This window comes from Roseibium sp. ROS1 (assembly GCF_054658215.1).
Window position 1 is genome coordinate 1,281,734 of the sequence record NZ_BAAGIG010000002.1, and the last position, 25,330, is coordinate 1,307,063.

The 25,330-nt window shown below is 56.6% G+C and carries 23 protein-coding genes; 11 read left to right on the plus strand and 12 right to left on the minus strand.

Annotation, left to right across the window (positions count from 1 at the left end; all coding sequences use genetic code 11):
* Positions 1 to 215: 215 nt before the first annotated feature.
* On the plus strand, positions 216 to 3,023 hold the full coding sequence (gene gyrA, locus ACYQ6M_RS13915) for a DNA gyrase subunit A (RefSeq protein WP_460074367.1): 2,808 nt from the start codon (positions 216 to 218) through the stop codon (positions 3,021 to 3,023).
* 94 nt (positions 3,024 to 3,117) lie between these two features.
* Here the strand turns inward: gyrA and ACYQ6M_RS13920 are convergent, their stop codons facing one another.
* Positions 3,118 to 3,534 (minus strand): phosphopantetheine adenylyltransferase, encoded by a 417-nt coding sequence (locus ACYQ6M_RS13920; RefSeq protein ID WP_460074369.1) that lies wholly within the window; start codon positions 3,532 to 3,534, stop codon positions 3,118 to 3,120.
* A gap of 165 nt (positions 3,535 to 3,699) precedes the next feature.
* On the opposite strand from ACYQ6M_RS13920, the gene coaD reads away from it, so the two are divergent.
* The 5 genes from coaD (at position 3,700) to tgt (ending at position 7,736) form a co-directional block, all read left to right on the plus strand.
* Positions 3,700 to 4,206 carry a pantetheine-phosphate adenylyltransferase gene (gene coaD, locus ACYQ6M_RS13925; RefSeq protein ID WP_022998659.1) on the plus strand — a complete coding sequence of 169 codons (507 nt, stop codon included), beginning with the start codon at positions 3,700 to 3,702 and terminating at the stop codon, positions 4,204 to 4,206.
* Between the two features lie 40 nt (positions 4,207 to 4,246).
* Positions 4,247 to 4,786, plus strand: a complete 540-nt coding sequence (locus tag ACYQ6M_RS13930) for a peptidylprolyl isomerase (RefSeq protein ID WP_209014793.1) — start codon at positions 4,247 to 4,249, stop codon at positions 4,784 to 4,786.
* Positions 4,787 to 4,839: 53 nt separating this feature from the next.
* Positions 4,840 to 5,304 (plus strand): peptidylprolyl isomerase, encoded by a 465-nt coding sequence (locus ACYQ6M_RS13935; protein ID WP_208997921.1) that lies wholly within the window; start codon positions 4,840 to 4,842, stop codon positions 5,302 to 5,304.
* A gap of 194 nt (positions 5,305 to 5,498) precedes the next feature.
* Positions 5,499 to 6,572: a tRNA preQ1(34) S-adenosylmethionine ribosyltransferase-isomerase QueA gene (gene queA, locus ACYQ6M_RS13940; protein ID WP_168686850.1), complete on the plus strand. Its 1,074-nt coding sequence runs from the start codon at positions 5,499 to 5,501 to the stop codon at positions 6,570 to 6,572.
* A 9-nt stretch (positions 6,573 to 6,581) separates the two neighbouring features.
* Positions 6,582 to 7,736: a tRNA guanosine(34) transglycosylase Tgt gene (tgt, locus tag ACYQ6M_RS13945; protein WP_460074370.1), complete on the plus strand. Its 1,155-nt coding sequence runs from the start codon at positions 6,582 to 6,584 to the stop codon at positions 7,734 to 7,736.
* A gap of 36 nt (positions 7,737 to 7,772) precedes the next feature.
* Here the strand turns inward: tgt and ACYQ6M_RS13950 are convergent, their stop codons facing one another.
* The 3 genes from ACYQ6M_RS13950 to galU all read right to left on the minus strand — a co-directional run bounded on the left by ACYQ6M_RS13950 (position 7,773) and on the right by galU (position 10,703).
* Positions 7,773 to 8,207: a DUF4864 domain-containing protein gene (locus tag ACYQ6M_RS13950; protein ID WP_228868165.1), complete on the minus strand. Its 435-nt coding sequence runs from the start codon at positions 8,205 to 8,207 to the stop codon at positions 7,773 to 7,775.
* 185 nt (positions 8,208 to 8,392) lie between these two features.
* Entirely contained in the window at positions 8,393 to 9,697 is a 1,305-nt protein-coding gene (locus ACYQ6M_RS13955; RefSeq protein ID WP_209169321.1) for a nucleotide sugar dehydrogenase, read from the minus strand.
* Between the two features lie 112 nt (positions 9,698 to 9,809).
* Positions 9,810 to 10,703 carry a UTP--glucose-1-phosphate uridylyltransferase GalU gene (gene galU, locus ACYQ6M_RS13960; protein ID WP_022998652.1) on the minus strand — a complete coding sequence of 298 codons (894 nt, stop codon included), beginning with the start codon at positions 10,701 to 10,703 and terminating at the stop codon, positions 9,810 to 9,812.
* A 393-nt stretch (positions 10,704 to 11,096) separates the two neighbouring features.
* Between galU and kdsA the strand changes: the two genes are divergently transcribed.
* Both kdsA and eno read left to right on the plus strand, forming a co-directional pair.
* Positions 11,097 to 11,945 carry a 3-deoxy-8-phosphooctulonate synthase gene (gene kdsA, locus ACYQ6M_RS13965; RefSeq protein WP_460074372.1) on the plus strand — a complete coding sequence of 283 codons (849 nt, stop codon included), beginning with the start codon at positions 11,097 to 11,099 and terminating at the stop codon, positions 11,943 to 11,945.
* Between the two features lie 141 nt (positions 11,946 to 12,086).
* Positions 12,087 to 13,361, plus strand: a complete 1,275-nt coding sequence (eno, locus tag ACYQ6M_RS13970; protein WP_031268504.1) for a phosphopyruvate hydratase — start codon at positions 12,087 to 12,089, stop codon at positions 13,359 to 13,361.
* 75 nt (positions 13,362 to 13,436) lie between these two features.
* On the opposite strand, the gene ACYQ6M_RS13975 is transcribed toward eno, so the two are convergent.
* The 4 genes from ACYQ6M_RS13975 to ACYQ6M_RS13990 all read right to left on the minus strand — a co-directional run bounded on the left by ACYQ6M_RS13975 (position 13,437) and on the right by ACYQ6M_RS13990 (position 18,954).
* On the minus strand, positions 13,437 to 14,111 hold the full coding sequence (locus ACYQ6M_RS13975; protein WP_031268503.1) for a DsbA family oxidoreductase: 675 nt from the start codon (positions 14,109 to 14,111) through the stop codon (positions 13,437 to 13,439).
* 120 nt (positions 14,112 to 14,231) lie between these two features.
* Entirely contained in the window at positions 14,232 to 15,314 is a 1,083-nt protein-coding gene (locus ACYQ6M_RS13980; RefSeq protein ID WP_208993803.1) for a PleD family two-component system response regulator, read from the minus strand.
* 112 nt (positions 15,315 to 15,426) lie between these two features.
* On the minus strand, positions 15,427 to 17,058 hold the full coding sequence (locus ACYQ6M_RS13985) for an AMP-binding protein (protein WP_077292865.1): 1,632 nt from the start codon (positions 17,056 to 17,058) through the stop codon (positions 15,427 to 15,429).
* A 24-nt stretch (positions 17,059 to 17,082) separates the two neighbouring features.
* Entirely contained in the window at positions 17,083 to 18,954 is a 1,872-nt protein-coding gene (locus ACYQ6M_RS13990; protein WP_460074373.1) for an extracellular solute-binding protein, read from the minus strand.
* A gap of 265 nt (positions 18,955 to 19,219) precedes the next feature.
* On the opposite strand from ACYQ6M_RS13990, the gene ACYQ6M_RS13995 reads away from it, so the two are divergent.
* A complete protein-coding gene (locus tag ACYQ6M_RS13995; protein ID WP_022998645.1) occupies positions 19,220 to 19,831 on the plus strand; it encodes an invasion associated locus B family protein in 612 nt (203 codons plus the stop codon).
* Positions 19,832 to 19,933: 102 nt separating this feature from the next.
* Here the strand turns inward: ACYQ6M_RS13995 and hspQ are convergent, their stop codons facing one another.
* From hspQ to ACYQ6M_RS14010, 3 genes are all read right to left on the minus strand, one after another.
* Positions 19,934 to 20,257 (minus strand): heat shock protein HspQ, encoded by a 324-nt coding sequence (gene hspQ / locus ACYQ6M_RS14000; protein WP_022998644.1) that lies wholly within the window; start codon positions 20,255 to 20,257, stop codon positions 19,934 to 19,936.
* A 102-nt stretch (positions 20,258 to 20,359) separates the two neighbouring features.
* On the minus strand, positions 20,360 to 21,400 hold the full coding sequence (locus ACYQ6M_RS14005; RefSeq protein WP_460074374.1) for an HpcH/HpaI aldolase/citrate lyase family protein: 1,041 nt from the start codon (positions 21,398 to 21,400) through the stop codon (positions 20,360 to 20,362).
* Positions 21,401 to 21,482: 82 nt separating this feature from the next.
* Positions 21,483 to 22,448, minus strand: coding sequence for a lysophospholipid acyltransferase family protein (locus ACYQ6M_RS14010; protein WP_168686843.1), 966 nt, complete (start codon positions 22,446 to 22,448; stop codon positions 21,483 to 21,485).
* A 225-nt stretch (positions 22,449 to 22,673) separates the two neighbouring features.
* Between ACYQ6M_RS14010 and ACYQ6M_RS14015 the strand changes: the two genes are divergently transcribed.
* Positions 22,674 to 23,630, plus strand: coding sequence for an AEC family transporter (locus ACYQ6M_RS14015; protein ID WP_022998641.1), 957 nt, complete (start codon positions 22,674 to 22,676; stop codon positions 23,628 to 23,630).
* Between the two features lie 42 nt (positions 23,631 to 23,672).
* Positions 23,673 to 24,095: a DUF1801 domain-containing protein gene (locus ACYQ6M_RS14020; protein ID WP_460074375.1), complete on the plus strand. Its 423-nt coding sequence runs from the start codon at positions 23,673 to 23,675 to the stop codon at positions 24,093 to 24,095.
* Positions 24,096 to 24,115: 20 nt separating this feature from the next.
* Here ACYQ6M_RS14020 and ACYQ6M_RS14025 read toward each other — a convergent pair whose 3' ends face one another.
* On the minus strand, positions 24,116 to 25,318 hold the full coding sequence (locus tag ACYQ6M_RS14025) for a UbiH/UbiF family hydroxylase (RefSeq protein WP_460074376.1): 1,203 nt from the start codon (positions 25,316 to 25,318) through the stop codon (positions 24,116 to 24,118).
* Positions 25,319 to 25,330: the final 12 nt, after the last annotated feature.

Below are 25,330 nucleotides of genomic sequence, written 5' to 3' on the forward strand. Positions count from 1 at the left end.
GACCGGTTTTTAAGGCGCTTTTGTCGCCTTACTATAGAGCTTTGCGATGTGGTGGCATGTTCTCAAGCCAAATGATTTTTGCCCCCTGTGTATACTGCTCGTAAGGCATTGAAATTAAACCTCTATTACTTAGGTGGAAAAGCGCCGAGAATTTGGAGCGGCGTCTTGAATCGGATATAAAAGAGCAAGCAATAACAATGAAATGAGTGTCTTCCTTGGCTGACCAGGACAACAGCACGCCCACTGACGGTCTTCCGTCCGATATCAAACCGGTCTCCATCGTCGATGAAATGAAGCGCAGCTATCTCGATTACGCGATGAGCGTGATCGTGTCGCGTGCGCTGCCTGACGTCCGCGACGGCCTCAAACCGGTTCACCGGCGCATTCTCTACTCGATGCACGAAAACGGCTACGAGTGGAACAAGCCCTATCGCAAGTCGGCCCGCGTGGTCGGTGACGTCATGGGTAAGTATCACCCGCATGGCGACAGCGCGATTTACGATGCGCTGGTGCGCATGGCGCAGAATTTCTCGCTGCGACTGCCGTTGATTGACGGGCAGGGCAACTTCGGCTCCATCGACGGCGATCCAGCAGCGGCCATGCGCTACACCGAGTGCCGTCTCGAAAAAGTCGCCCACAAACTGCTGGACGATATCGACAAGGAGACGGTCGACTTTCAGGAAAACTACGATAACTCCGAGAGCGAGCCCGTCGTCCTTCCTGCCAAGTTCCCGAACCTCCTCGTCAACGGTGCCGGCGGTATCGCAGTCGGCATGGCAACCAACATTCCGCCGCACAACCTGGGCGAAGTGATCGATGCCGCCATTGCCGTGATGGAAAATCCGGCGATGTCACTCGAAGAACTGATGCAGATCGTTCCAGGCCCGGATTTCCCAACGGGTGGCATGATCCTCGGTCGGTCGGGTATCCGTAGTGCCTATGAAACGGCCCGCGGTTCGATCGTCATGCGGGCGAAAGTCGACGTCGAGGAAGTACGCAAGGACCGGACGGCACTGATCGTCACGGAAATCCCGTATCAGGTCAACAAATCGACGATGATCGAGAAGATTGCCGAACTGGTGCGCGACAAGCGTATCGAGGGCATCTCGGACATCCGTGACGAGAGCGACCGCTCGGGCATGCGGGTCGTGATCGAGCTGAAGCGCGATGCGGTTCCGGACGTGATCCTGAACCAGCTCTACCGTTTCAGTCAGTTGCAGACATCGTTCGGTGCCAACATCGTTGCTCTGAACGGCGGCAAGCCGGAGCAGATGAACCTCTCCGACATGCTGCGCGCCTTCGTCTCCTTCCGCGAGGAGGTGATCCAGCGACGCACCCGCTACCTGCTGAAGAAAGCCCGTGACCGTGCCCACATCTTAGTGGGCCTGGGCATCGCTGTTGCCAACATCGATGAAGTCATCAAGCTCATCCGCAGCGCTCCGGACCCGGCAACGGCGAGAGCGCAGCTGATGGAGCGCAACTGGCCGGCAAAGGATGTTGAATCGCTCATTCTTCTGATCGACGATCCGCGCCACATGGTGCAGGACGACGGCACCTACAAACTGTCAGAAGAACAGGCACGAGCCATTCTCGATCTGCGTCTGCAGCGCCTGACGGCGATGGGCCGCGATGAAATCGAGGAAGAACTCAACAAGATCGGTGCGGAAATTTCCGACTATCTCGACATCCTGCGCTCCCGGGCCAGGATCCAGGAGATCGTTCGCAACGAAATGCTTGAGATCAAGGAAGAATTTGCAACTCCGCGACGAACCGAAATCATCGAAGGCGGGGCAGATTTCGACGAAGAAGATCTGATCCAGCGCGAAGACATGGTCGTGACCGTGTCTCACGGTGGCTACATCAAGCGCGTGCCGCTGGCGACCTACCGAGCACAACGGCGCGGAGGCAAGGGCCGGTCCGGCATGGCGACCAAGGACGAGGATTTCGTCACCAGGCTGTTCGTCGCCAATACCCACACGCCGGTTCTGTTCTTCTCCTCGCGCGGCATCTGTTACAAGATGAAAGTGTGGCGTCTTCCACTCGGCGGACCGACCTCGCGCGGAAAGGCATTGATCAACCTGCTACCTCTCGAACAGGGCGAACAGATCACATCGATTCTGCCATTGCCGGAAGACGAGGACAGCTGGGCAAACCTGGATGTTATGTTCGCGACCATTCGCGGCACCATCCGCCGCAACAAACTGTCCGATTTCGTCAACATCAACCGCAACGGCAAGATTGCCATGAAGCTGGAAGACGGTGACGGGATTGTCGGCGTCGACACTTGTTCTGAACATGACGATGTGATGCTGACGACCAACTTCGGTCAGTGTATCCGCTTCCCCGTAACGGATGTTCGTGTCTTCGCTGGTCGTAATTCTGTCGGGGTGCGCGGAATTCGTCTGGCCGATGAGGATCGTGTGATCTCCATGCAGATTCTGCACCACATCGATGTGACGGCAGAAGAGCGCGCCGCTTACCTGAAGCTTTCCCGTGCAATGCGTGGTGAAGCAGATGAGAACGGTAATGGTGCAGATGAAGAGGGCGTAGTTGCCGGCGATCTGCCTCAGGAACGTTACGCTCAGATGAGTGCAGCCGAGCAGATCATCTTGACCATCTCTGAAAACGGTTACGGTAAACGGACGTCTTCGTTCGAGTACCGGGTCACCGGCCGAGGCGGCAAAGGCATCACGGCCATGGCTGTCAACAGCCGGAATGGCGGACTGATCTCGTCTTTCCCTGTCGAGGACAGCCACCAGATCATGCTGGTAACGGATGGCGGCCAGTTGATCCGTTGTCCGGTGGACGGTATCCGCATCGCCGGACGTGCGACCCAGGGCGTGATCGTCTTCAAGACGGCAGCCGACGAAAAGGTCGTTGCGGTCGAAGGGATCTCCGAAGTCGATGAAGACGACGTCCTCGAAGACGCCCTGGAAGGAGAAGCTGAAGGTTCAGCTGAACCAGGTGAGAATGACGCCGGGACCGATTCCGCCGAAGGAGATGAAACGCCTCCGGAAGCCTGATCCCTGATTGGCTAGACCTGAAAACGACAACAGCGGCCAGGGTGGAACCTGAGCCGCTGTTTGCCGTTACGGGGAGGGAGGTTTGAGACGAAGCTCAGTTGGCCACGGGGTAACGGGCCAGAATTGTTTCATTTACGGTGGGTGCAGTTTTCTCGACGGTGACGAAGGACACGTTGCGTACACGGTTCGCACCGGTCAGTGCCGCTGCACAGTCTTCGCTCCAGGCGCCCCAAGCTTGTGTTTCACATGCCTTTGATGCCGGAATTTGCACAGCGCGGTCGGACTTTGTGGAAGCAAGTCCCTGCGTTGCCAGGCTGGTCAGACCTTCTGCCTGCGACGCTTTGCTCGGGTGCATGCTCATCATGCCTGCGGCAATCATCGTCAACAACGCCAGAACGAAAATAGCGGCCATCTTGAATTGTCCGGCCGGATCGATTGCCTTCGCCTGAAAGGCAAAAGGACGTACCGTGATAGCCGTTGCGGTCCGGTCGATTGTAGTAGTGCTCCTCATGATGCTGGCTCCTGCTCACGCCAATTGATTTCGATGGAGCCACTTTGACCTAGGTTTGCAAAGAGAGTTGTGACGGTCGTCACACAATGTCAGTTACTGGCAAAAGACGCGTTCATGCCTGCGTTCTACTTGTTAGGCAGGTGCAGGCAGAGTAAGGAAGGTGCCATGAATCGTATTGCGCTTTATCCTGGATCCTTCGATCCCGTCACCAATGGCCACATGGATATATTGCGTCAGTCGCTTGCGCTGGCGGACAAGGTGGTGGTTGCCATCGGCATTCACCCCGGCAAGTCTCCCCTGTTTTCTTTCGAGGAACGGGTCGAATTGATCCATGCTTCGGCTCGTTCGGAATTCACTCCGGAGGAAGCTGAACGGATTGATGTCATCGCCTTCGACAATCTGGTCATCGAAACGGCACGCCAGCAAAACGCCGCTTACCTGGTTCGCGGTCTGCGGGACGGGACGGATCTTGACTACGAGATGCAGATGGCGGGCATGAACGGCACGCTGGAACCGGACATTCGTACGGTATTTCTTCCGGCTTCTCCGAACGTGCGCCACATCACGGCCACCTTGGTACGTCAAATCGCGAAGATGGGCGGAGAAATCTCCGCTTTTGTGCCGGAACCGGTTGCCGAACCATTGAGATCGCGCGCGAAACCCGGCGCGTAATTCAAAGCCAAGCTCTAGACCTGAACCTTAGGAGTCTCCAGTGTCGCGCTTTTTTGCAATTTTTGCCGTTCTGGCTTCACTTCTGATCCTGCCTTCGGCCGCCAGTGCCCAAGGCACCGATCCGGAAAACACAATTTATCTCGATTTGAAGGACGGACGCGTCGTCATACAGCTTCGTCCGGACCTTGCTCCGGCTCACGCTGAGCGGATCAAGAAGCTTTCCCGCGAAGGGTTTTACGACGGGATCGTCTTCCATCGCGTCATCGACGGCTTCATGGCCCAGACCGGTGACCCGACGGGCACCGGCACGGGCCGTTCCAGCGAACCTAACCTGAAGGCTGAGTTTTCCAACGCACCGTTCAAGCGTGGCACGCTCGGCATGGCACGTTCCGCTAGCCCGGACAGCGCCAATTCCCAGTTTTTCATCATGTTCGGCGATGGCGACTGGCTGAATGGCCAGTACACCGTATTCGGTGAAGTCGTCGATGGTATGGAATTCGTCGACAACATCACCCGCGGCGAACCGCCGGCAAATCCGGACAAGATCATCAAGATGCAGGTCGCCTCGGACGCACAATAACGTTCACGCGACTACAATTTCGAAAATACCCAAGGAGATACTCGATGGCTGAAATCAAAGACGCCGAAAACACCCTTCTCATGGAAACCAGCCAGGGACCGGTTGTTATCGAACTGAAGCCGGACCTCGCGCCGACGCATGTCGCACGCATCAAGGAACTGGTCCGCGAAGGTTTTTACGACGGCATCGTGTTTCACCGCGTAATCGACGGCTTCATGGCACAGACCGGCTGCCCGCAGGGGACTGGCACTGGTGGTTCCGGCAAGAAATTGAAAGCGGAATTCAGCAATGAGAAGCACGTGCGCGGCACCTGCTCCATGGCTCGCGCAATGGACCCGAACTCCGGTGACAGCCAGTTCTTCATTTGCTTTACCGATGCACCCTGGCTCGACGGTCAGTACACCGTCTGGGGTGAAGTGGTCGAAGGCATGGACAATGTCGACAAGATCAAGCGTGGCGAACCGGTTTCCAATCCGGACAATATCGTCTCCTTGAAAGTGGCGGCCGACGCGGCCTGAACCACCTGAAAGTGGCTTTAACGATGCAGCGCGGATCAGTCATCCGCGCTGTTTTGTTTTGGATGTACCGTCAGACGGTTGACCTGCTCCGCCGTCGCCAGTAAGAGCCGCTGACTGAAAGTCCGGTTGCCGCTCTGGTATGGAATGGCGCCGCACCCCGAAACCTTCCAGAGATCCGTCAGTAGCAAATCACCATGCGCGTCGACCAATTCGACTTTGTTCTTCCCAACGAGCGGATCGCCTTGCGCCCGGCTCGGCCACGTGATTCCGCTCGCATGCTTGTCGTTAAACCAGGTGCTGAACCTGAACTGTCCGACACGGGTGTTCGCGAATTGCCGCTGTTGCTGGAGCCCGGTGATGCGCTGGTCTTCAACGATACCAAGGTGATACCCGCACAGCTTGAAGGAACACGTCTGCGAGGAGACATTACCGCGGGCATCGGGGCGACGCTGCACATGCGCACCGGGCCGGACCGCTGGAAGGCCTTCGTCCGGCCGGCAAAGAAGTTGCAAGTTGGCGATACTGTCCTTTTCGAAGGGTTCGGCACACGGCTAACGGCGGAAGTGACCGAAAAGGGCGACAGCGGTGAAGTATTGCTGACTTTCGACCGGTCCGGACCTGATCTCGACATTGCAATCGCATCCGTTGGACACATACCCTTGCCACCGTATATTGCGCAAAAGCGTGGCGAAGACGACCAGGACCGCAAGGACTATCAGACGATATTTGCCGAAAAGGACGGTGCCGTTGCCGCACCGACTGCGGGTCTTCATTTTACGCCTGAACTGCTGAAGGCATTGAGCGAGCGCGGTATCGAACAGCACCGCGTAACACTGCATGTCGGAGCCGGCACCTTTCTGCCGGTAAAGGCGGAAGACACTGCAGATCACAAGATGCACGCAGAATGGGGCGAAATCTCCGAAGAGACTGCCGCTGCACTTCTGGCCGTCAAGGCAAGGGGTAACAAGGTTGTCAGCGTCGGCACGACATCCCTGCGGATCCTTGAAAGCTCCGCCCAGGCAAGTGGCGCCATTGCCGCCTTTGCGGGTGAAACCTCGATCTTCATCACGCCCGGCTATCGCTTCAAGGCGATCGACGCGTTGATGACCAACTTCCATCTTCCGCGTTCTACGTTGTTCATGCTGGTGTCGGCTCTTTCGGGTCTGGACACGATGCGGCGTGCCTATGCACACGCTATTTCTCAGGAATACCGTTTTTACAGCTATGGCGACGCTTCCTTGCTTTTCCCGCAGGAAGGCGCTGTCTGAGGACCAATCATGACCGAACAAACCGGCAAGACCTTCAGCTTCAAGCTGATCACCACGGACGGCGCGGCGCGGCGCGGCGAAATCACGACGCCTCACGGTGTCGTGCGCACACCCGCTTTCATGCCGGTGGGCACTCAGGCAACTGTGAAGGCGATGTACCCGGAGCAGGTGCGTGAAACCGGTGCAGACGTGGTTCTAGGCAATACATATCACCTGATGCTTCGCCCGACTGCCGAACGGGTCGCGAGACTTGGCGGACTGCACACCTTCATGAACTGGCCTCACACGATCCTCACCGACAGCGGCGGGTTCCAGGTGATGTCGCTGGCTCAGCTGCGGAAGCTGGATGAAGATGGTGTGCGTTTCCAAAGCCACATTGACGGTCAGAAGTACCATCTCACACCGGAACGTTCAGTCGAGATACAGGGTCTCCTCGGGTCAGATATCCAGATGCAGCTGGACGAATGCATCAAGTTGCCGAGCCCCCGTGAAGAAGTCCAAAGAGCTATGGAGCTGTCTCTCAGATGGGCAGAACGCTCTCGCAACCAGTTCGAAGCCATGGGTGGACCAGGAAAAGGGCAGGGGCTTTTCGGTATCGTTCAGGGTGGTGATCAACCCGACCTTCGTATTCGCTCGGCAGAAGAACTCGGCAAAATGCCGTTTGAAGGCTATTCGGTTGGCGGTCTGGCGGTTGGTGAACCTCAGGACGTCATGCTGAGCATGCTCGACATCACGACGCCAGTGATGCCGGTGGACAAGCCACGTTACCTGATGGGCGTTGGGACACCGGACGATCTTCTGGAAAGCGTGAAGCGCGGGATTGATCAGTTCGATTGTGTGATGCCGACCCGCGCAGGACGTCACGGTCTCGCCTATACGCGCTATGGCAAGGTCAACCTCAAGAATGCCCGTCACCAGGACGACCCACGCCCGCTGGACGAGGCGAGCACCTGTCCCGCGTCTAGCGTCTACAGCAGAGCCTATCTGCACCATCTCGTGCGAGCTGGCGAAGGACTGGCCGGCATGCTGCTCACCTGGAACAACATCGCCTACTATCAGTACCTGATGCAGGGCATGCGCGACGCGATTGACGCCGGGTCTTTCGAAGACTTCTACGCAAAGACCAAGGAAGACTGGGCGCGCGGCGATATTGCCGCGCTGTAACCCGGCACACTCAATCCAGGTTCAGGCTGAAACTGACTAGGCGGAAAATCCATCCGCTTTGGTCAGATAGCACCCGGAAATCTTCCAACTGCCGTCATCCTGTTGCTCGAAACTGTAGAGAGCTAACCAGTTTTGACCATTTGGACCGGTTACATAGACCTCTTGCGTTGGCCCGAGCTTGGTCATTTTTGACCGGCCGAACGTCACGCTTTGAGGCTTGTAAACTGGCTGGTAGCCTTGCCGCACCATTTCCATGAAGAACTCTGGTGTTTGAAACCGCTGTTGCAAGGAACTGGTTGCGAAAGAGAAGGCTGCCTGGGCATTACCCGTCGCAAAGGCACTCATCTGATTTTTGATGATCTTGTGAAAGGCACTGCTGTCGAGCCCTTCTTCGGCGTGGACAGACCCTGTAGCCAGCAACGCGCTGACGCCGGCCACCGCCACCATCTTCCAGAAACGAGCATGAGCCATGTTCGGTGTCTCCTTTCCTGAAACCCGAATAGTATACGGCTCGAAACCCTTTTCAGATTGCTAAAATACGAGCAAACCCTTGCGGCAATTCCCGGCAGTTTGATCCGTTTTTCAGCAGACCTTGAGCTGCGAATTTTCGTGTCGCGTACCGAGGCACAACAAAACCGGGAAATAGCCCTTTAGAATCAAAGGCGCCAGAGCTGGATTCCCTCCGGACAAGTGGAGCGATCCAAAAGCGCCGGTATGTCGGCAACCAGGCCGCGTTGATCTTTCAGAACGTCTTTCAGGACCTGCCAACCGGTTCCATCTTGGAAAAAATGCCGATGCGGGACCGCAAGTACGGCAACATCCGCAGCATCGAGGTCTTCTTCCCGGGTGAGGGTGATTCCATATTCGGCCGCAACCTCATCGGGATGTGCAAGTGGATCACAGACCTGAACACGGGCCCCAAACTTTTCCAGCTCCCTGATGAGATCGACGACCTTGGAATTACGGGTATCAGGCACATTTGCCTTGTAGGTAATGCCGAGAACGACAACTTTCGGAGGCATGGGCATGCCAAGCTTCACGCTTTCCTGGATGATCTTGCCTGCAATAAACGCCGGCATTGCTTCGTTGGTGCCGCGACCCGCCAGAATAACCTGAGGTGTCATGCCGATCTCGTGTGCCTTGTGGGTCAGGTAATAGGGATCGACACCGATGCAGTGCCCCCCGACCAGTCCCGGCTGGAACGGCAGGAAGTTCCATTTGGTTGAAGACCCCTTCAACACGTCCCGGGTATCGATGCCCATCTGGTGGAATAGCATCGCCAGTTCGTTCATGAGAGCAATATTGAGATCGCGTTGTGTGTTCTCAATCACCTTCGCCGCTTCCGCTACGCGGATCGACGGAGCAAGGTGAATGCCGGCTGTGACAACCGCTCCATAGAGCGTATTGAGCGTTTCGGCTGTTTCCGGGCTGGAACCCGAAACGATTTTGGTGATGTCCGCAAAGCCTCGCTCGGTATCGCCAGGATTTATGCGCTCTGGCGAATAACCGACGGCAAAATCCCTGTTGAAGAGCAGTCCCGATTCCGTCTCGAGGACGGGAACTGCGATCTCTTCGGTTGCCCCTGGATACACGGTTGATTCAAAGACAACGATGGCCCCTGGTTTCAGATTGCGGCCGACGGTTGCCGCTGCGTTTCTGAAAGGCGAAAGGTCTGGTCTTTTGGCGTGATCGACAGGTGTCGGCACGGCCACTATCAAGACATCCCTATCGCTCAGATCCTTTTCGTTGTTGGAAAATACCAACGTTTCCTGCTGCAAATCCGCGTCATCGACAGACGACGTGCTGTCCTGACCGCTGCGCAACTCGTTCAACCGGTTTTCGTTGATATCGAACCCGAGAACGTCAAAACCCTTCGCAGCGAAGGCCACCGCCACGGGCAGACCGACATAACCCAGACCGATAACCGCGATCTTGGTGGAGTGAATGGAATTGTCGTGCATGAGGCATCCGGGATTGGAGCAAACGGAAAGGGCCGGGTCTTGCGCAAGACCCGGCCCACTCCTAAAGGCTTCTGGCGAACCTTTTCAAGTCCGCAGTGAAAACGATCGCAGATTATTCGGCGGCCAAAGGCTTGCGAATGATCTCTTCCATGAACGGAACCAGTTCCCGAGCAAGTTTCGGATCGTCCATGCCGAATGCGATATTGGCGCTCAGGAAGCCGGCCTTGTTACCGCAGTCGTAGCTCCGACCCTCGAACTTGAGCGACGCGAAGTGCTGCTCCTTCATCAAGGCGAGCATGCTGTCGGTCAACTGGATCTCGCCACCTGCACCTTTGCCCTGGTTGGACAGAAGATCGAAGATTTCCGGCTGTAGAATGTAGCGGCCGGTGATCATCAAATTGGATGGCGCCGTACCGGGGGCGGGCTTTTCGACCATGTTTGAGATCTTGTGCGCATTTGCACCGAGTTCTCCGTCGAGTTCCACAATGCCGTACTGATCTGTCTGGTCTTCGGGAACTTCTTCCACGGCGATGATGTTGCCACCCGTATTTTGATAGAGGTCTACCATCTGCTTGAGGCAGCTGACCTGAGACTTGATGATCACGTCCGGCAACAGAATGGCAAAGGGCTCGTTGCCGATAATATCGCGTGCGCACCAGATAGCGTGGCCGAGGCCAAGCGGGGCCTGCTGACGGGTGAAGGAAGTGGCACCCGGAACCGGGCGGTGCTTTTCAAGCAGTTCCAGAGCAGCAGTCTTGTTTCTCGCCTTGAGGGTATCTTCCAGTTCATAGGCCATATCGAAATGGTCTTCGATAACCTGTTTGTTTCGCCCGGTGACGAAAACGATATGTTCGATACCTGCGGCCCGTGCTTCATCCACCACATACTGGATGATCGGACGGTCAACGATCGTCAGCATTTCCTTCGGTACTGCCTTGGTCGCGGGCAGAAACCGAGTTCCAAGACCTGCCACGGGCAGGATCGCTTTGCGAATGGGCTTGTTCATGTCAGGCCTTCCGATGGTCTACAAATACGAACTCAATCTTCTTTTACCCACTAATAGTCTCATGAGCCGTTGAATACACGTTCTAAACTCAGATCGTCCGCGGGCGCGACGTTGCAGTTAGCCCAAGTGGCAATCAGCCGGCCCCTCAGGTCTTCGGCCGGTTGCAAGCTTGTGCACTGCAATACTAACGCAATAACTTCGACAAAGTGATCATTTTATGTCGGGCTGAGACTACACACTTTTAAATCGATTTAAGGCTTGTCCGCTTTCCGCCATAGCGATGTTGCGGGCAGGCGAAAAGAACGCTATGGAACTCCGCAAGTTCCAAGATCGGACTTGTTTCCTGAACGAGTTGCCGCGCTCAAGCGGCAACCGCATGGCATAAGGTGGAAAATGACCGAGGCAAACCGCGTAGTTTCCGTTGGCAATGTAACCTTCAGCAATGATGCGCCTTTCAGCCTCATTGCCGGCCCGTGCCAGCTTGAAAGCCGCGAGCACGCACTGGAATGCGCAGCCGCGATCAAGGAAATTACGGATCGTCTCGGTATTGGCGTCATTTACAAGACTTCATACGATAAGGCCAACCGGACATCTCTCGCAGGAAAACGGGGTGTTGGCATGGAAGAAGCCATGCCGATCTTTGCCGAAGTGAAGGAAAAATTCGGCATGCCGGTCTTGACCGATGTGCACAGCCCCGAGCAATGCGCACCGGTTGCGGAAGTTGTCGATGTCCTGCAGATCCCGGCATTCCTCTGCCGCCAGACGGACTTGCTTGTGGCAGCGGCAAAGACCGGCCGCGTGGTCAACATCAAGAAAGGTCAGTTCCTGGCGCCCTGGGACATGAAAAATGTTCTGGGGAAAGTGACCGGTTCGGGCAATGCCAATGTCATGTTGACCGAACGCGGCGCCAGCTTTGGCTACAACACGCTTGTTACCGATATGCGCTCGCTGCCGATCATGGCACAGACAGGTGCGCCGGTTATTTTTGATGCAACACATTCCGTGCAGCAACCGGGCGGGCAGGGCGCTTCCACCGGCGGCGACCGGACTATGGTACCCGTTCTTGCGCGCGCAGCAGTGGCCGTGGGTGTTGCAGGTCTCTTCATCGAAACGCACCCTGATCCGGACAACGCGCCGTCCGATGGACCGAACATGGTGCCGCTCGATCAACTCGAAGCGTTGCTGACCCAGTTGAAGGCGCTCGACAACGTCGTCAAGGCACCGGCAGCCGCTGCAGAATAGTCAATTTCAGCCGCACCTTGTGTGCGGCTTTCCTTTGAGGGGCAAGAGCTCCGGAAAAACGCCGGTACTCCGGCTTCCAAACGGCCGGATTTTCTCCGGCAGACCGTCAATTCAGGTGCATGCGACAAGGGAGTTCTTTCCATGACCGCCATTATCGATGTTATCGGCCGTCAAATCTTTGACAGCCGTGGTAACCCGACCGTTGAAGTCGACGTTTTCCTGGAGGATGGTTCCTTCGGCCGGGCTGCCGTTCCGTCCGGAGCTTCCACCGGTGCACACGAAGCCGTCGAACTGCGCGATGGCGGCGACCGCTTCATGGGCAAGGGTGTCCAGAATGCAGTTGATGCCGTAAACGGAGAAATCTTCGAGACCGTTGGCGGTCTGGACGCTGAAGATCAGCTTCAGATCGACCAGGCCATGATCGATCTCGACGGTACTCACAACAAGTCGCGTCTTGGCGCCAACTCCATTTTGGGCGTATCGCTCGCGGTTGCCCGCGCCGCTGCCCAGGCGTCCGGTCTGCCGCTCTACCGCTATGTCGGCGGCACGTCTGCGCGCACGCTTCCGGTTCCCATGATGAACATCATCAATGGCGGCGCGCATGCCGACAATCCGATCGATTTCCAGGAATTCATGATCATGCCGGTGGGCGCCGAGTCCCTTGGCGATGCCGTGCGCATGGGTTCTGAAATTTTCCACACCTTGAAAAAGGCACTGAACGCAGCCGGTCACAACACCAATGTTGGCGATGAGGGCGGCTTTGCTCCCAATCTGGAATCGACAGACGCAGCTATCGGCTTCGTCATGAAGGCGATCGAAACCGCCGGCTACAAGCCAGGCGAAGATGTCTTCCTGGCACTGGACGCGGCATCGACGGAGTTCTTCAAGGACGGCAAATATGTGCTGGAAGGTGAAGGCAAGACGCTGGCTCCTGAGGAAATGGCAAAATATCTCGCCGATCTCGTTTCCCGCTACCCGATCATCTCGATCGAAGACGGTCTGGCAGAAGACGACTGGGACGGCTGGAAAGCAACGACCGACCTTATCGGCAACAAGTGCCAGCTGGTCGGCGACGACCTGTTCGTCACCAATTCCGAGCGTCTGCGCAAGGGTATCGACCTCGGCGTTGCCAACTCGATCCTGATCAAGGTCAACCAGATCGGTACGCTGTCCGAAACGCTGGACGCCGTCGAGACCGCACACAAGGCAGCCTACACTGCTGTGATGTCCCACCGCTCGGGCGAGACCGAGGACAGCACCATTGCTGACCTCGCGGTTGCCACCAACTGCGGCCAGATCAAAACCGGTTCACTTGCACGGTCCGACCGGCTCGCAAAGTACAACCAGCTCATCCGTATCGAGGAAGAACTGGGCGCACAGGCGGTTTATGCAGGCCGTTCCATTCTGCGCGGCTGATCTTTTCAGGTCGTCAAAATCAGAAAAGCCCCGCTTTCTAGCGGGGCTTTTTTGTTTCGGCAACTCAAGCTGCTTTTAATTGGAAACTGCCGCTTGTGGATCGGTCCGTGTTTCGTCGGCGTGCAGAAGCGCTGCGGCAATTGTTTCCGGTTTTTCGGCACCTGCCAGAACAAACCTGCCATCGATAATGAAACATGGCACACCTGTGATCCCGGACTTTTGAGCATTGGCAATCTGGGCCTCTACCTTGTCGAGATCGGTTTCGGTTCCCAACAGATGCTCCACCAGATCGGACTGCATCCCCGCTTCCTCGGCAATTCGCACAAGAACCTCGGGGCGTGTCAGATCTTCTCCGTTCAGGAAATAGGCCTTGAACAGAAGCTCCACGACTTCGTCCTGAAGATCGTCGTCACGTGACCAAAGGATCAGTCTGTGGCAATCAAGGGTATTCGGCGACAAGGTGATATCATCAAAAGCAAAGTTGATGCCTTCCTCCTGTCCCGCTGCACGGATTTGTTTGTAGAACGTGTCCGCCCGCTCCAGACCACCGAACTTGTCACTCAGATACTGTTTTCTGTCCTTGCCAGACTTCGGCAAGGTGGCGTCAAGCTGAAAGGGGTGCCAACGAACCAGCACATCGAGCTGCGGAACCGACTTCAACGCCGCTTCAAGGCGTCTTTTTCCAATGAAGCACCAGGGGCACATTACATCGGATACGACATCGACGGTAAGGGCGGATGATAGGGTCATCGGACATCCAGAACGTTGGAGATATTTTTGTCAGGCTAAAGACTCTGACAAATATGCCAACCCCAAATTCGCGGCAGTGTTAAGGCAATAGACAAAAGACGCATACAGACCAGCGTCTGTTCACAGAACAGTGTGTGTGAGGATCGAGCTGATCCGCTTCTGCAGCCTTGTCGTGCCAGCCTCGTTCTTCAAGACGGCAACCGGCCCGAAGTCCTTCACCAGGCAGACAAGATCCTCGTCCCGGCTCGTGGCGTCCGCGATGGACAGCAAGGTCGTGTTGATGTCTTCCAGTTCTTCTGCGGAAGTGACCGCAATGCCGAAGTTTTCAGGCTGAAGCCTCATTTCCCAAAGATCGAGGCCGCGCGCCGCAAGGCCATTGCTGCAGGCTTCGAGATAATTCGTGTATTCCTCAACGCCAAGTCCGCCCTGATGGATCTGCTGGCGCAACCACATGTGGCTTTCCGCAAGCACCCTGTCTGCAAGACGGCGCCTCTTGCCGAAACGGGTGGCGGAGTTTAGACGGCGGGCGAGGGTTTCCTTGCGGTTTTCTCCGACCAGCACGTCCGAGGCTCCGTTTCGGAACAGTTGAACGAGATCTTCCTCCCGCTCACAGACAGCCAGAACCGGCAACCCCGCGAAACGGGCATCCCTGCGGATCTGCTGCATATAGTCGACGGCATCTTCAAAGGGCGCATCAATGACCACGGCGTCAAATGCACGCTTGGACATGAACTCGACGGCCATGCTGCCGTCGAATGCACCGACAACCTCGACCTTTTCTTCACTGGCGTCCTGCCATTCCAGAAACCGACCGCTCAGGCCAACGACAAGCAGGCTGCTGGTTCCTGAATGATGCGGAGCGCTCCCGAAACCCGGAATCCTGCCAAAAATACGTCTGCGAAGTTGGGCTTCCTCTGACCGAAGCAATGCGCGCTGATGAATGCATATCAACATCAGCAGGACTTCATCGGGAACGACCTTATCGATGATTGCAGTCGGTTGCAGACCGGGGGGTAGAATATCGTCGCTGCCAGTGAGGATGTAGAAAGGGACTTCACTTGCCAGGAGTCTGATTTGCGGAAGCAGCCAGGAAAAGAATTCGTCTCTCCGGTCGTCTTCCAGGATGCTGATATCAACCACGATCGCTGCGGGCAGCGCCATGGGCAGCTTGCTGCGACGGTCGAACATGCTGATAAGCGACACGTCTAAATCTTCTGGCGCATCACCATTGCTGCTCCGCCTTGGCCGACGTCCCGCATACCAATACGGGCCGCGCCAGGAAAGCGAGGTTTCAACATCCATTCCTTATCCCCACCTAAGCCACGGCAGCAGGCAATCGCTGTGTCCGCATGGTCAGCCGTTCCCGGCTGATGGTTCCATCCTCGTTCCGCGGCAGAGACTGTAAAATCAACACACGATGGGGGATCTTGGCAAGGTCCACGCCTTCGGCATCCAGATACGCGAAAAAGGCACCCGCATCTGGAACGTTCCCGGCCTCGGGTACAAGCGCTGCGTACATCCTGGCTCCGAGGAGAGGATCTTCCACTATGAAGGCAGCAGCTTCCTTGACGCCCGGGTACCCTGCGTAGACAACATCCACCGTTTCAAGGTTGCCGGTGCCAAGGGCATAGTGGCCCGGGATACCGAAACCTGCGATGCCGCCATCCGTCAGTTCAACCTTGATGTTGGTATTCAGAAAACCGGTTCCTTCCCAGCGGACACGCCGCTGGTCACCATTGATGGTTCGCCACCCGACATCGGGAACCATTGGTCCCTTGACCAGAAGCGTTGGAGCTTGCGTATCCACCTCGTCGGTGACCGCAATCTCAAGAAGGGCTGGCCCGCTTTCACACCCGATCGGCCCGCTATGCTTTCCCAGCGCGGTGGCCTTCATCTTCGCCGAGGGACCTCGCGCCTTGGCAACGAGTGCGAATTCGTCAGCGATGTGAAGATCGATCAGACGGCGCCGCGCAACGAAAGTCGTCGGGTGCGGGGCCGCAATATTCCAGGCTGCAAGTAGCGTCGTCTTGGTGTTTTCAAGTTTACGGTCGAGCGTCTGTGCCAATGGCCCGGGTGTCATGACGATATCCGCCTGAACCTCGTTGGCATGAGCGGCAAGATTGGCAAGTGAAGTCGGGTGGTGCAGATGCAAGGTGCCGCCGGTGAGCAGCCAGGGAACCAGTCCTCCGCCCAGGCCGGTCAAACCACTGAGCGAATAGGGGAGGACCATCACGCTGGCATCGCGCACATGAGCTTCCTGCACGATCATATGTGCGACCGATACCCAATGGTTATGGCAGCGTGTAACCGGAACGTTTTCCTCTCCGCTTCGGCTCCAGCAGATGGTCGCAGTGTGGTCAGCCGGATCAGGGCGCTCACTCGGAGTGAACTTCAGATCGTCACCCATTTCGGCAAGCATCGGCCCCAATTCGATCAAACCATCGGGAACGTCCTTGCCAAGGCCGAAAACAAACCGCAACGAGAACAGGTCTGCAGCAACATCGCGTGCGGCAACACCAACCTCGCGCGTTTCTACCCGGTCTGCCGCGACAAATCCCTTGGCGCCTATGGAGTTCAAGGCTTCCAGAACGTTCTTCTGCCGCCAGTGCAATGGCAAGGGAGAAATGATCAGATCAGCACGCAGGGCTGCCAGGATCGCGATTACGGTATCGACTGTGTTGGGAGCCTGGACACCGACGACATGATCGGATGACAGCCCTACGGTGGTGTAGAAAGCGGCAAGACGATCAATTTCCCGATCGGCTTCGGCATAACTCAACGCTCGGGGAGCACCACCTGTCCAGGTAGCCCTGTCAGGAGCATCAACCAGCGCAAGCCGGTCGGGGTGTTCTGCGGCTGTCTTGCGGAACATTTCATCAAGCGGCACATCGGACCAGGCTCCGCTCTCATGATACTCCGTGGACAGGCTTTCAGGCGTGGCTTTCATCTTGTTTTTCGTCCATTGGTCCGATTATTGCGCCTTGGCCGACCACCAGGTGTCGTACTCGTGGCCGTAGAGCGACTCGTTTTGCGGCGGAACGATCTGCTTCCAGTGCGCCACCCAATCGTCCGCGACATGATAAAGCGGGACTGCGTAGGCTCCCGAAATCAGAACGCGGTCGAATGCGCGAACGGCAGCCACGAATTCGTCGCGGCTCCTTGCACCGACAATCTCGTCGATCATCGCATCGATCGCCGGTTCATGTGCGCCCACAAAGTTGAAGGATCCTTCCGTTTCCGCTGCTTTTGACGACCAGCGTCCATATTGCTCGGCGCCAGGGGACAGCGAGGAGAACCAGGTGTTGAACACCATATCAAACTCGCGTTTCGTCCTGCGGTCTTCGAATTGCGTCGGATCTACACTGCGCACGCTTGCGGATACGCCGAGCAACTCAAGAGTACGGATATAAGCAAGAGCCAGCTTTTCTTCGTCCTCATTCTTGGCAAGAATTTCAAAGGAAAGCTGATTGCCGTTTTCCGAGTGCAGGAGCTTTCCGTCCTTGAGCCTGTAACCGGCCTTGCCGAAGGCTTCCAGCGCTGCCCGCAGCACCTTTCTGTCACGTCCTGAACCGTCCGCTTCCGCTGGACGCCAGGTGCCGTCCATCACTTCGGGATCGACGGCGTCAGGGAAGGGAGCCAGCAATTCCTTTTCCCGGTCGCTTGCCGGACGGCCAACAGATGAAAGCTCGGAATTGTCCCAGTACCCTGCCGTGCGCGTGTAAAGTCCGTAATAGAGATTGCGGTTCACCCATTCAAAATCGAACAGCATGCGCAAGGCCTTGCGTACAGCCGGGTCGGAGAACTGGTCTTTGCGGGTGTTGAATGCGATGCCCTGCATGGCGGCGGGAATCCCGAGCGGAATTGCCCGCTTGAGAACATCGCCATTTTTCACTGCCGGAAAATCAAGCCCCGTTGCCCAACGGGCAGGATCCCGGAACTGCAACGCCTGGACCAGGCCCTTCTTGAAGGATTCCTGCAAGGTCGTCTCGTCGCGGAAATATTCTACCCGGATCTCGTCGAAATTGTCGAAACCGGCTTTGACAGGCAGGTCCTTGGCCCAATAGTCCGGGTTCTTCTCATAAACGACGAGCCTGCCTGGCTCGATCGTCTTGAAGGTGTACGGCCCTGTGCCGGTCGGCGGGTTCAATGACGATTTGTCGAAATTCTCCGCATCCGTGGCTGCCTTGGAATAAATTGGAGCCAACGCGATCAACAGCGGCAGTTCGCGGTTTTCACCGTTTTCGAATACCAGCTTCAGCCGGTTCGGTGCGGTGACCTGCTTTTCGGTGATGGCCGCATACCAGTTTCGATAGGGCGGGCGCCCCTTGTCGCGGATCACTTCCAGAGAAAAGATGACATCATCGACTGTGACTGGTGTCCCGTCGGAAAACCTTGCATCCGGATTAAGCTCGAACTCGATCCACTCCCGGCTGTCCGGCATGCGCACACGTTGCGCCAGAAGACCGTAAAGGGAAAAGGGTTCCGCATAGGAGCGGACCATCAGGCTTTCCAGAATGTTGTTGCCGAATTCGCGTTCGCGCATCCCACGTGCCGAGGTCCAGCCGCCCTGTACAATGAAGGAATTCAGGCTGTCGAAGGTTCCCTGTACACCAAGCGTGATTGTGCCGCCCTTGGGCGCATCGGGGTTGGCGTAGGGAAAGGGTTCGTCAGGTCCAAGTGCAGGTGTCCCGTGCATGGCGATTGCATGCGTCCAGGGGACGTTTTCATCGTCCGCGCTGGCGGGCAGGCTGATTGTCAATGCAAGCAGGCATGCAGACGAGGTTGCCAAACCGATCGCCTTGCCGGCATGAAAAAGAAGACCGGAAACTATCGAACTACGCATCACCACCGCCGGAGATTCTGTTGATTCTCAGCGATTACAGTAGCACAGGGTTCCCACGGACGCGCCCGAGACAAGCAACAAACCGCAAGATATTCAGGTTTCAATTCGCTGACAGGGGTGCGTTGCAAATCGGCCACCCTCTCGCCCAAATTAAGTGTCTTACCATGGTTTCACGGTTTGAATGTCGTTACGGGCCTTGCGGTTGGTTCCGGAATGGCTCAGAACAACGCGAAAGTTTCGTACACGCACGATTGAGGACGTATCGATGACGAGTGTTTTGAAAAGAGGATTGTTCGGATGTGCAGTAGGTGCGTTCGTAGCCCTATCTTCTTTTGCAGGTGCACCCGCAATCGCCCAGGAAGAAAAAAGCCCATGGACGAAAGCGTGTAACACCAATCCGAACACGCAGAAGGAAATCTGCTTTATTTCGATTGAATTGCGCACAAATACCGGACAGTTCCTGAGTAACATTGCTATTCAGGAAACTGAGGGCGAAGCCCGCAAGAAACTGCTGGTCGCTGTACCGACCGGCGTTCTTATCCAGCCGGGTGTGCGTATCCAGATCGATGATGGCAAGCCCGTACAGGGCAAGTACAGCATCTGCGCACCCAATGCCTGCTACGCAGAACTGGCGATTGATGACTCGTTCATCAACACCATGAAGCAGGGCGGTGAGGTGATTGTGGCTCCGTATAACCAGCAAGCCAAGGAAATCGTCTTCAAGATGACCCTGATCGGCTTCACCAAGGTTTACGACGGCGAGCCGATGAACATTGCCGAGCTGCAAAAGCGTCAGGAAGAACTGCAGAGCGAATTGCAGAAGCGCGCTGACGAAGCGCGTCAGAAGCTGATCGACGCTCAGAAGCAAAGCCAGTAACAGGCTGCTTTGCCAGAAATGAATAAGGCCGGAACTGTGAAAGTTCCGGCCTTTTTTTTGTATTTGAAGATCAAGACTGAAAATCGCCGGGAATTGGGACGATTAGTGGATCTCTACGCTGCGCGGCAGATATGAGCCGTCCGTCTGTTCCTCGAAAATCTCTTCAACCTGCGGATGGCGCACCGGTTCACCGGTCATATCCGCTTCCAGGTTTTGTTCGCTGACATAGGCCACATATTCGGTCTCCTCGTTCTCGGCGAGGAGATGATAGAACGGCTGGTCGCGCAAAGGACGCACGTCCTCCGGGATGGCGTTCCACCATTCTTCCGTATTGCTGAAGGTCGGATCGACATCGAAAATAACGCCACGGAAGGGGTAGATCCGGTGCCGGACGACCTGGCCAATTCTGAATTTTGCCGTTCGCATGGTTACTCGTCCGCATACTGCATGCACTGCCGGGATACCGTGTCGGCAGCCGGCGTGCAAGCATTGTAACATTAAACCTTAGACGACGAGCCTTGCGAAAGTCTAAAGGCCGTAGACCTCCGCGAGTTCTGCGTCCTTGGATGCAACCAGTTTTGCAAGGTCGACGATCACCTTTGCCTGCTTCCAGGTGGCGTCATCCTGCATTTTGCCGTCGATCATCACGGCACCGGTTCCGTCCGGCATCGCTTCAAGGATCTTGCGGGCAAAGGCGACTTCGCCCGGATCCGGAGAGAAAACCTTCTTCGCGATCTGGATTTGCGTCGGATGCAGGGACCACGCGCCAAGGCAGCCCATCAGGAATGCATTACGGAACTGGCTTTCGCAGGCCGCCGCGTCGGAAAAATCACCAAAGGGGCCGTAGAAGGGCTTCAGGCCGTAAGACAGGCAGGCATCGACCATCTTTCCGACCGTGTAATGCCAGAGATCCTGCTGATATGCGGTTCTGCCACCTGTGCCGTCAGCATCTGAAAGAACCGCATAGTCGGGATGGCCGCCGCCCACACGTGTTGTTTTCATACCGCGGGAAGCCGCAAGGTCTGCCGGTCCCAGGCTCATGCCGTGCATCCGTGGACTGGCCGCTGCAATCTCTTCGACGTTCTTGACGCCTTCGGCCGTTTCCAGAATGGCGTGGATCATGATCGGCTTGGAAAGACCAGCCCTAGCTTCAAGCTGCGCAAGCAGTTGGTCGAGATAATGAATGTCCCAGGCGCCTTCCACCTTGGGAAGCATCACCACGTCGAGTTTTTCTCCGACCGCAGGAACGATTTCAAGCAGGTCGTCGAGAAACCAGGGGCTGTTGAGGCAATTTACCCTGGTCCACAGGCCAGTGGTTCCGAAGTCATTGTCCTGCGCCATCTGAATGAAGCCCCTGCGGGCATCGGTCTTGGCATCGGCGGGGATTGCATCTTCAAGGTTGCCGAGTACGACATCGACGTTCTTGATGAGATCCGGCACCTTGGACCGCATCTTTTCAATATGTGGAGGGACGAAATGGATCATGCGCTCCAGCGAGACGGGAAGCTCGCGATACGGGTCCGGCGCGCCGATTGCGAGCGGCTTGTAGAATGCGCTTGGGGTTTTCATGAAACAGCTTTCCTCCACCAGTTTGAGGAATAGCTATAACGTCAATGCTGCGCTGCAACCATACCCCGAAAGGAGAACAGGCTTAATCGTCTTCCAGACGAGCCGCTGCTGCGCGCCGGGCCTGTTTCTGGGCAGACGTTTTACCTGGAGGCGCCCACTTCTTGTGGATCCACATCCATTGTTCGGGGTGTTCGCGGATCCAGCTTTCGAAAATTGCGTGGATCCTGGCGGTTGCGACCTCGATATCCGCCTGCCTGTCATCCGTTACAGGCACTTCGACGGCCTGGGCCTCAATCCGGAAATGCACACCTTTCTTGCGCACGACACGGCCGAGAACAATCGGCACGTTGCAGGACCGGGCGAGCGAAGCCGGGACCGGCGTGGCGTAAGCCATCTGGTCGAAAAAAGGCACCTGCACACCGCGCGTTTCCCTGAGATCTCCCATCATCGCGACGATACCGCCGCTTTTAAGGGTCGCCAGGATCTTGCGAGCGGTCTGGTGGCTTTTCGACAAAAGGCCACCTTTGTAGAGGTCTTTCCTCAGCGCCTGCAGGGCCTTGTCGGCCTCCGGATTGCGCAGAGCCTGATAGACGCCCGTTATCTCGATACCGCGCCGGACGGCGGGCTGAACACACAGTTCCCAGTTTGCGCTGTGGAATGAAACGAACAAACAGGCACGCTCGCCGTTCAGAACCTGCTCGGTGATTTCATCCGCAACTGCTTCAAACCGGTAGTCCTGTTTCAGAAGTCGGTCGATGTGGAAAGTTTCGGCTGCCACGCGGCCGAGGTTCTCCCACATTCCACGCACAATCAGTTCTCGTTCCGCGCGCCGCATGCCCGGAAAGGCCTTCTTCAAGTGGCGCAGAGCACGCTTGTGTCTGGGATTGAACGGTGCGAGCCGACGCCAGAAGGCGCCCATGACATAGGAGGCAACGTCCACGGGGATCAGGCGGAACAGCCAGATGGCTACCGTCAGCGCAAAGCCTTCCACCCGGTTTTGCACAGCTGTGAGCTTCGGGTGTTTACGCTGCTTTTTTTTGCGGGACATTACGACCGAATGCTTTCATGTTGTCCGCCCGTCCTGAAAAGAGGGCACTTCCGACCTTGTCCGACTGATTGGGGCCTTGCGATGCGCCCTCAGACCTGATTGGAATGCGGATCACCGAGGTGACCTCCAAGTCACGCGTCCATATCCAAGCCAGGCGCAAGATGCAAGCGCCTTCAAACCCAACCAACCGCGATACAGCGCGTCGTCTTCATCTTTGGTATTTGAATGCAGAACGTCATTTCACTGGCTCTTCCGTTTTTCGGACTGATCCTTCTCGGCTTCGGTGCCGGCAAGATCAAGAACCTGCCCGAGGCAGGCCTGAGCTGGATGAACTTCTTCGTGATCTACCTGGCCCTTCCGGCGCTCTTCTTCCGTCTGTTGTCTGAGACACCGATCGAAGAGCTCGCAAACGCGTCCTACATTACAGCCACGACCTTCACGACCTACATCGTGTTCGCGATCTCCTTCTGCATAGGTGTGGTCGCAACACGCGGCAACATCGGCGAATCCACGATCCTGGGCATTGCCGGGGCCTATTCCAACATCGGTTACATGGGGCCGGGGCTGACACTGGCTGTTCTGGGTGAGCAGGCAACCGTACCGACCGCGCTCATCCTGGCCTTTGACAATGCGCTGATGTTCATTCTGGCACCGCTGATGATGGCATTGGCCGGTACCGAAGAAGAATCGATCCTTGGGACCTTGAAGAAGATTGTGGTCAGGATCTTCACCCATCCGTTCATCCTGGCAACGATTGCCGGCGTCTTCGCCGCCGCACTGGAGGTCAAGCCACCTCAAGCGATAGATACGCTTCTGCGCTATCTCAGCAATGCGGCAGCGCCTTGCGCCCTCTTTGCCATGGGCGTCAGCATTGCGCTTCGTCCGATCGGTCGGATACCGCTGGAACTGCCACTGGTGCTGGGTGTGAAGTTGCTGCTGCACCCGATCCTGATTTTTCTGCTTCTGACCTGGCTTGGCGGCTTCGATCCCAACTGGATCGCAACCGCGGTTCTGATGTCCTGCCTGCCGCCGGCGACAAACGTCTTTGTAATTGCGCAGCAATATGGAACGTATGTTCAGCGGGCGTCGAGCTTCGTATTGATAGGAACGGCCTTGTCGATCGTCACCGTTACCGGTTTCATCTGGGCGCTGACGAGCGGTTTCCTTCCAACCGGTGGCTAGAAAATCAAATCAGGCATCCCGGTCGCAACAAGAGGACTTGTGGTGAAAGACAATCCGGACGTCCTTGCGATATTCGAAAGATATCCGGCGGGTATCCGCGAGAAACTGCTGACCATCAGGTCATTGATCACCGAGACGGCGACGCAACGCGACGATATCGGAGAACTGGAAGAAACCATGAAATGGGGTCAGGCCAGCTATCTGACGAAGCGCCCGAAAACCGGAACGACAATCCGGATAGACCGGGACAATTCCGGGGCAGGGGACGTTGCTCTCTATGTCAATTGCCAGTCCTCACTGGTGTCTGACTGGCGTACAATGTTCCCGGACCTCGTCTTCGGCGGCGATAGAAGCGTTCACTTCACTCAAGGTCGGCCGTTACCGGAGGATGCGCTCCGTCAGATGATCGGCATGGCGCTGACGTATCACAGCGCCAAGCGATCAGCAGCACGGACACGGGTTTGAAAGCAGCACCCGAAAACCGTCTATCGATATAATTGAAAGGCGGTTCCCGGTGCAATGCCCTCCCGCATGAGTAGGCGCCGCAACGGACCAATCTTGCCGGCCAGATACATGCCCGCGCTTCGCGCAGCCTGGACCGGCAGAAAGCCTGTCAGCAGCGATCTGTTCAGCATGTCCACCGCGTTTGTCCGTGTCCGAATATCGCTAAACCGTTTCTTCTCATAAGCACTCAAAACGGTCTTGCCACCAAAGTCGGCGTGCGCGCGTTTGGCCGATGCCACGACGGAGATGAGGTCACGGATATCACGCAACGACAGGTTCAGACCCTGCGCGCCGATGGGCGGAAAGACATGCGCTGTCTCGCCCACAAGCGCCAGACGCGGCCCCACAAGGGAAGTGGCAGTCAGTCCTGAAAGCGGAAAACTTTGTGGTTTCGTAGACAGTTTGAAACGACCCAGAATCGAATGTGCCCGCCGTTCGAGGTCCGCTTCTAGGTCCTCGTCCGTCATCGCCAACAGATCTGCAGCACCGTCCGCAGTTTCCACGCAAACAAGTGATGACTGTCTGCCGGGGAGCGGAACCAATGTGAACGGACCAGTCGCAGTATGGAATTCGGTCGAGACCTGCTGGTGTGGAAGCCGGTGCTCAAGGTTCAAAACAACAGCCACCTGCGGATAGGACCAGCTTTTGACTTCAATCCCGGCTGCTTCACGCAGTGTCGACCGGCGGCCATCTGCAGCTACGGCCAATTTGGCTGAAATCGTCCTACCCCCACTGGTGACGAGGGTAGCGTGATCGTCTCCGAATTCGGCACTCTCGACAGTGTCCGAAATCTCCTCCAGTCCGGATTGCGCAGCACAAAATTTTTCAAGTACCGCGTTAAGTTCACTGTTCAAGATATTGAAACCAAACTCTTCAAGGCCAAGCTCAGAACTGTCGAAGACCACTTCAGGTGCACGAAAAAGCCGCCCCGTGCTGTCGATCATGCGCATCTTCTTCAAGGATGCGGCGTTGCCTTCTATGTCCGACCAGACGCCAATATCGCGCAACAGATCGATTGAACGCTGCCACAGCGCGGTTGTCCGGCCATCCTTGATTTCCATTGAGGGGGCAATCAGGACACACGATAATCCCTGCTGGGCCAGAGCAAGAGCTGCAATTCGCCCGGATGGCCCTCCGCCGACGATTGCAATGTCAAACTGTTCCGGCGCGTGGCTGCTGGACATGGTAAAATTCCA

What these genes read in the sequence shown, in the direction of transcription:
- ACYQ6M_RS13975 (WP_031268503.1), bottom strand. Translation starts at nt 14,111, where the DNA reads ATGACCCTATCATCCGCCCTTACCGTCGATGTCGTATCCGATGTAATG.
- ACYQ6M_RS14005 (WP_460074374.1), bottom strand. Translation starts at nt 21,400, where the DNA reads ATGAAAACCCCAAGCGCATTCTACAAGCCGCTCGCAATCGGCGCGCCG.
- eno (WP_031268504.1), top strand. Translation starts at nt 12,087, where the DNA reads ATGACCGCCATTATCGATGTTATCGGCCGTCAAATCTTTGACAGCCGT.
- ACYQ6M_RS13990 (WP_460074373.1), bottom strand. Translation starts at nt 18,954, where the DNA reads ATGCGTAGTTCGATAGTTTCCGGTCTTCTTTTTCATGCCGGCAAGGCG.
- ACYQ6M_RS14015 (WP_022998641.1), top strand. Translation starts at nt 22,674, where the DNA reads ATGCAGAACGTCATTTCACTGGCTCTTCCGTTTTTCGGACTGATCCTT.
- kdsA (WP_460074372.1), top strand. Translation starts at nt 11,097, where the DNA reads ATGACCGAGGCAAACCGCGTAGTTTCCGTTGGCAATGTAACCTTCAGC.
- hspQ (WP_022998644.1), bottom strand. Translation starts at nt 20,257, where the DNA reads ATGCGAACGGCAAAATTCAGAATTGGCCAGGTCGTCCGGCACCGGATC.
- galU (WP_022998652.1), bottom strand. Translation starts at nt 10,703, where the DNA reads ATGAACAAGCCCATTCGCAAAGCGATCCTGCCCGTGGCAGGTCTTGGA.
- ACYQ6M_RS13995 (WP_022998645.1), top strand. Translation starts at nt 19,220, where the DNA reads ATGACGAGTGTTTTGAAAAGAGGATTGTTCGGATGTGCAGTAGGTGCG.
- ACYQ6M_RS13950 (WP_228868165.1), bottom strand. Translation starts at nt 8,207, where the DNA reads ATGGCTCATGCTCGTTTCTGGAAGATGGTGGCGGTGGCCGGCGTCAGC.
- ACYQ6M_RS14010 (WP_168686843.1), bottom strand. Translation starts at nt 22,448, where the DNA reads ATGTCCCGCAAAAAAAAGCAGCGTAAACACCCGAAGCTCACAGCTGTG.
- tgt (WP_460074370.1), top strand. Translation starts at nt 6,582, where the DNA reads ATGACCGAACAAACCGGCAAGACCTTCAGCTTCAAGCTGATCACCACG.
- coaD (WP_022998659.1), top strand. Translation starts at nt 3,700, where the DNA reads ATGAATCGTATTGCGCTTTATCCTGGATCCTTCGATCCCGTCACCAAT.
- ACYQ6M_RS13955 (WP_209169321.1), bottom strand. Translation starts at nt 9,697, where the DNA reads ATGCACGACAATTCCATTCACTCCACCAAGATCGCGGTTATCGGTCTG.
- ACYQ6M_RS13920 (WP_460074369.1), bottom strand. Translation starts at nt 3,534, where the DNA reads ATGAGGAGCACTACTACAATCGACCGGACCGCAACGGCTATCACGGTA.
- ACYQ6M_RS14025 (WP_460074376.1), bottom strand. Translation starts at nt 25,318, where the DNA reads ATGTCCAGCAGCCACGCGCCGGAACAGTTTGACATTGCAATCGTCGGC.
- ACYQ6M_RS13985 (WP_077292865.1), bottom strand. Translation starts at nt 17,058, where the DNA reads ATGAAAGCCACGCCTGAAAGCCTGTCCACGGAGTATCATGAGAGCGGA.
- queA (WP_168686850.1), top strand. Translation starts at nt 5,499, where the DNA reads ATGCGCGTCGACCAATTCGACTTTGTTCTTCCCAACGAGCGGATCGCC.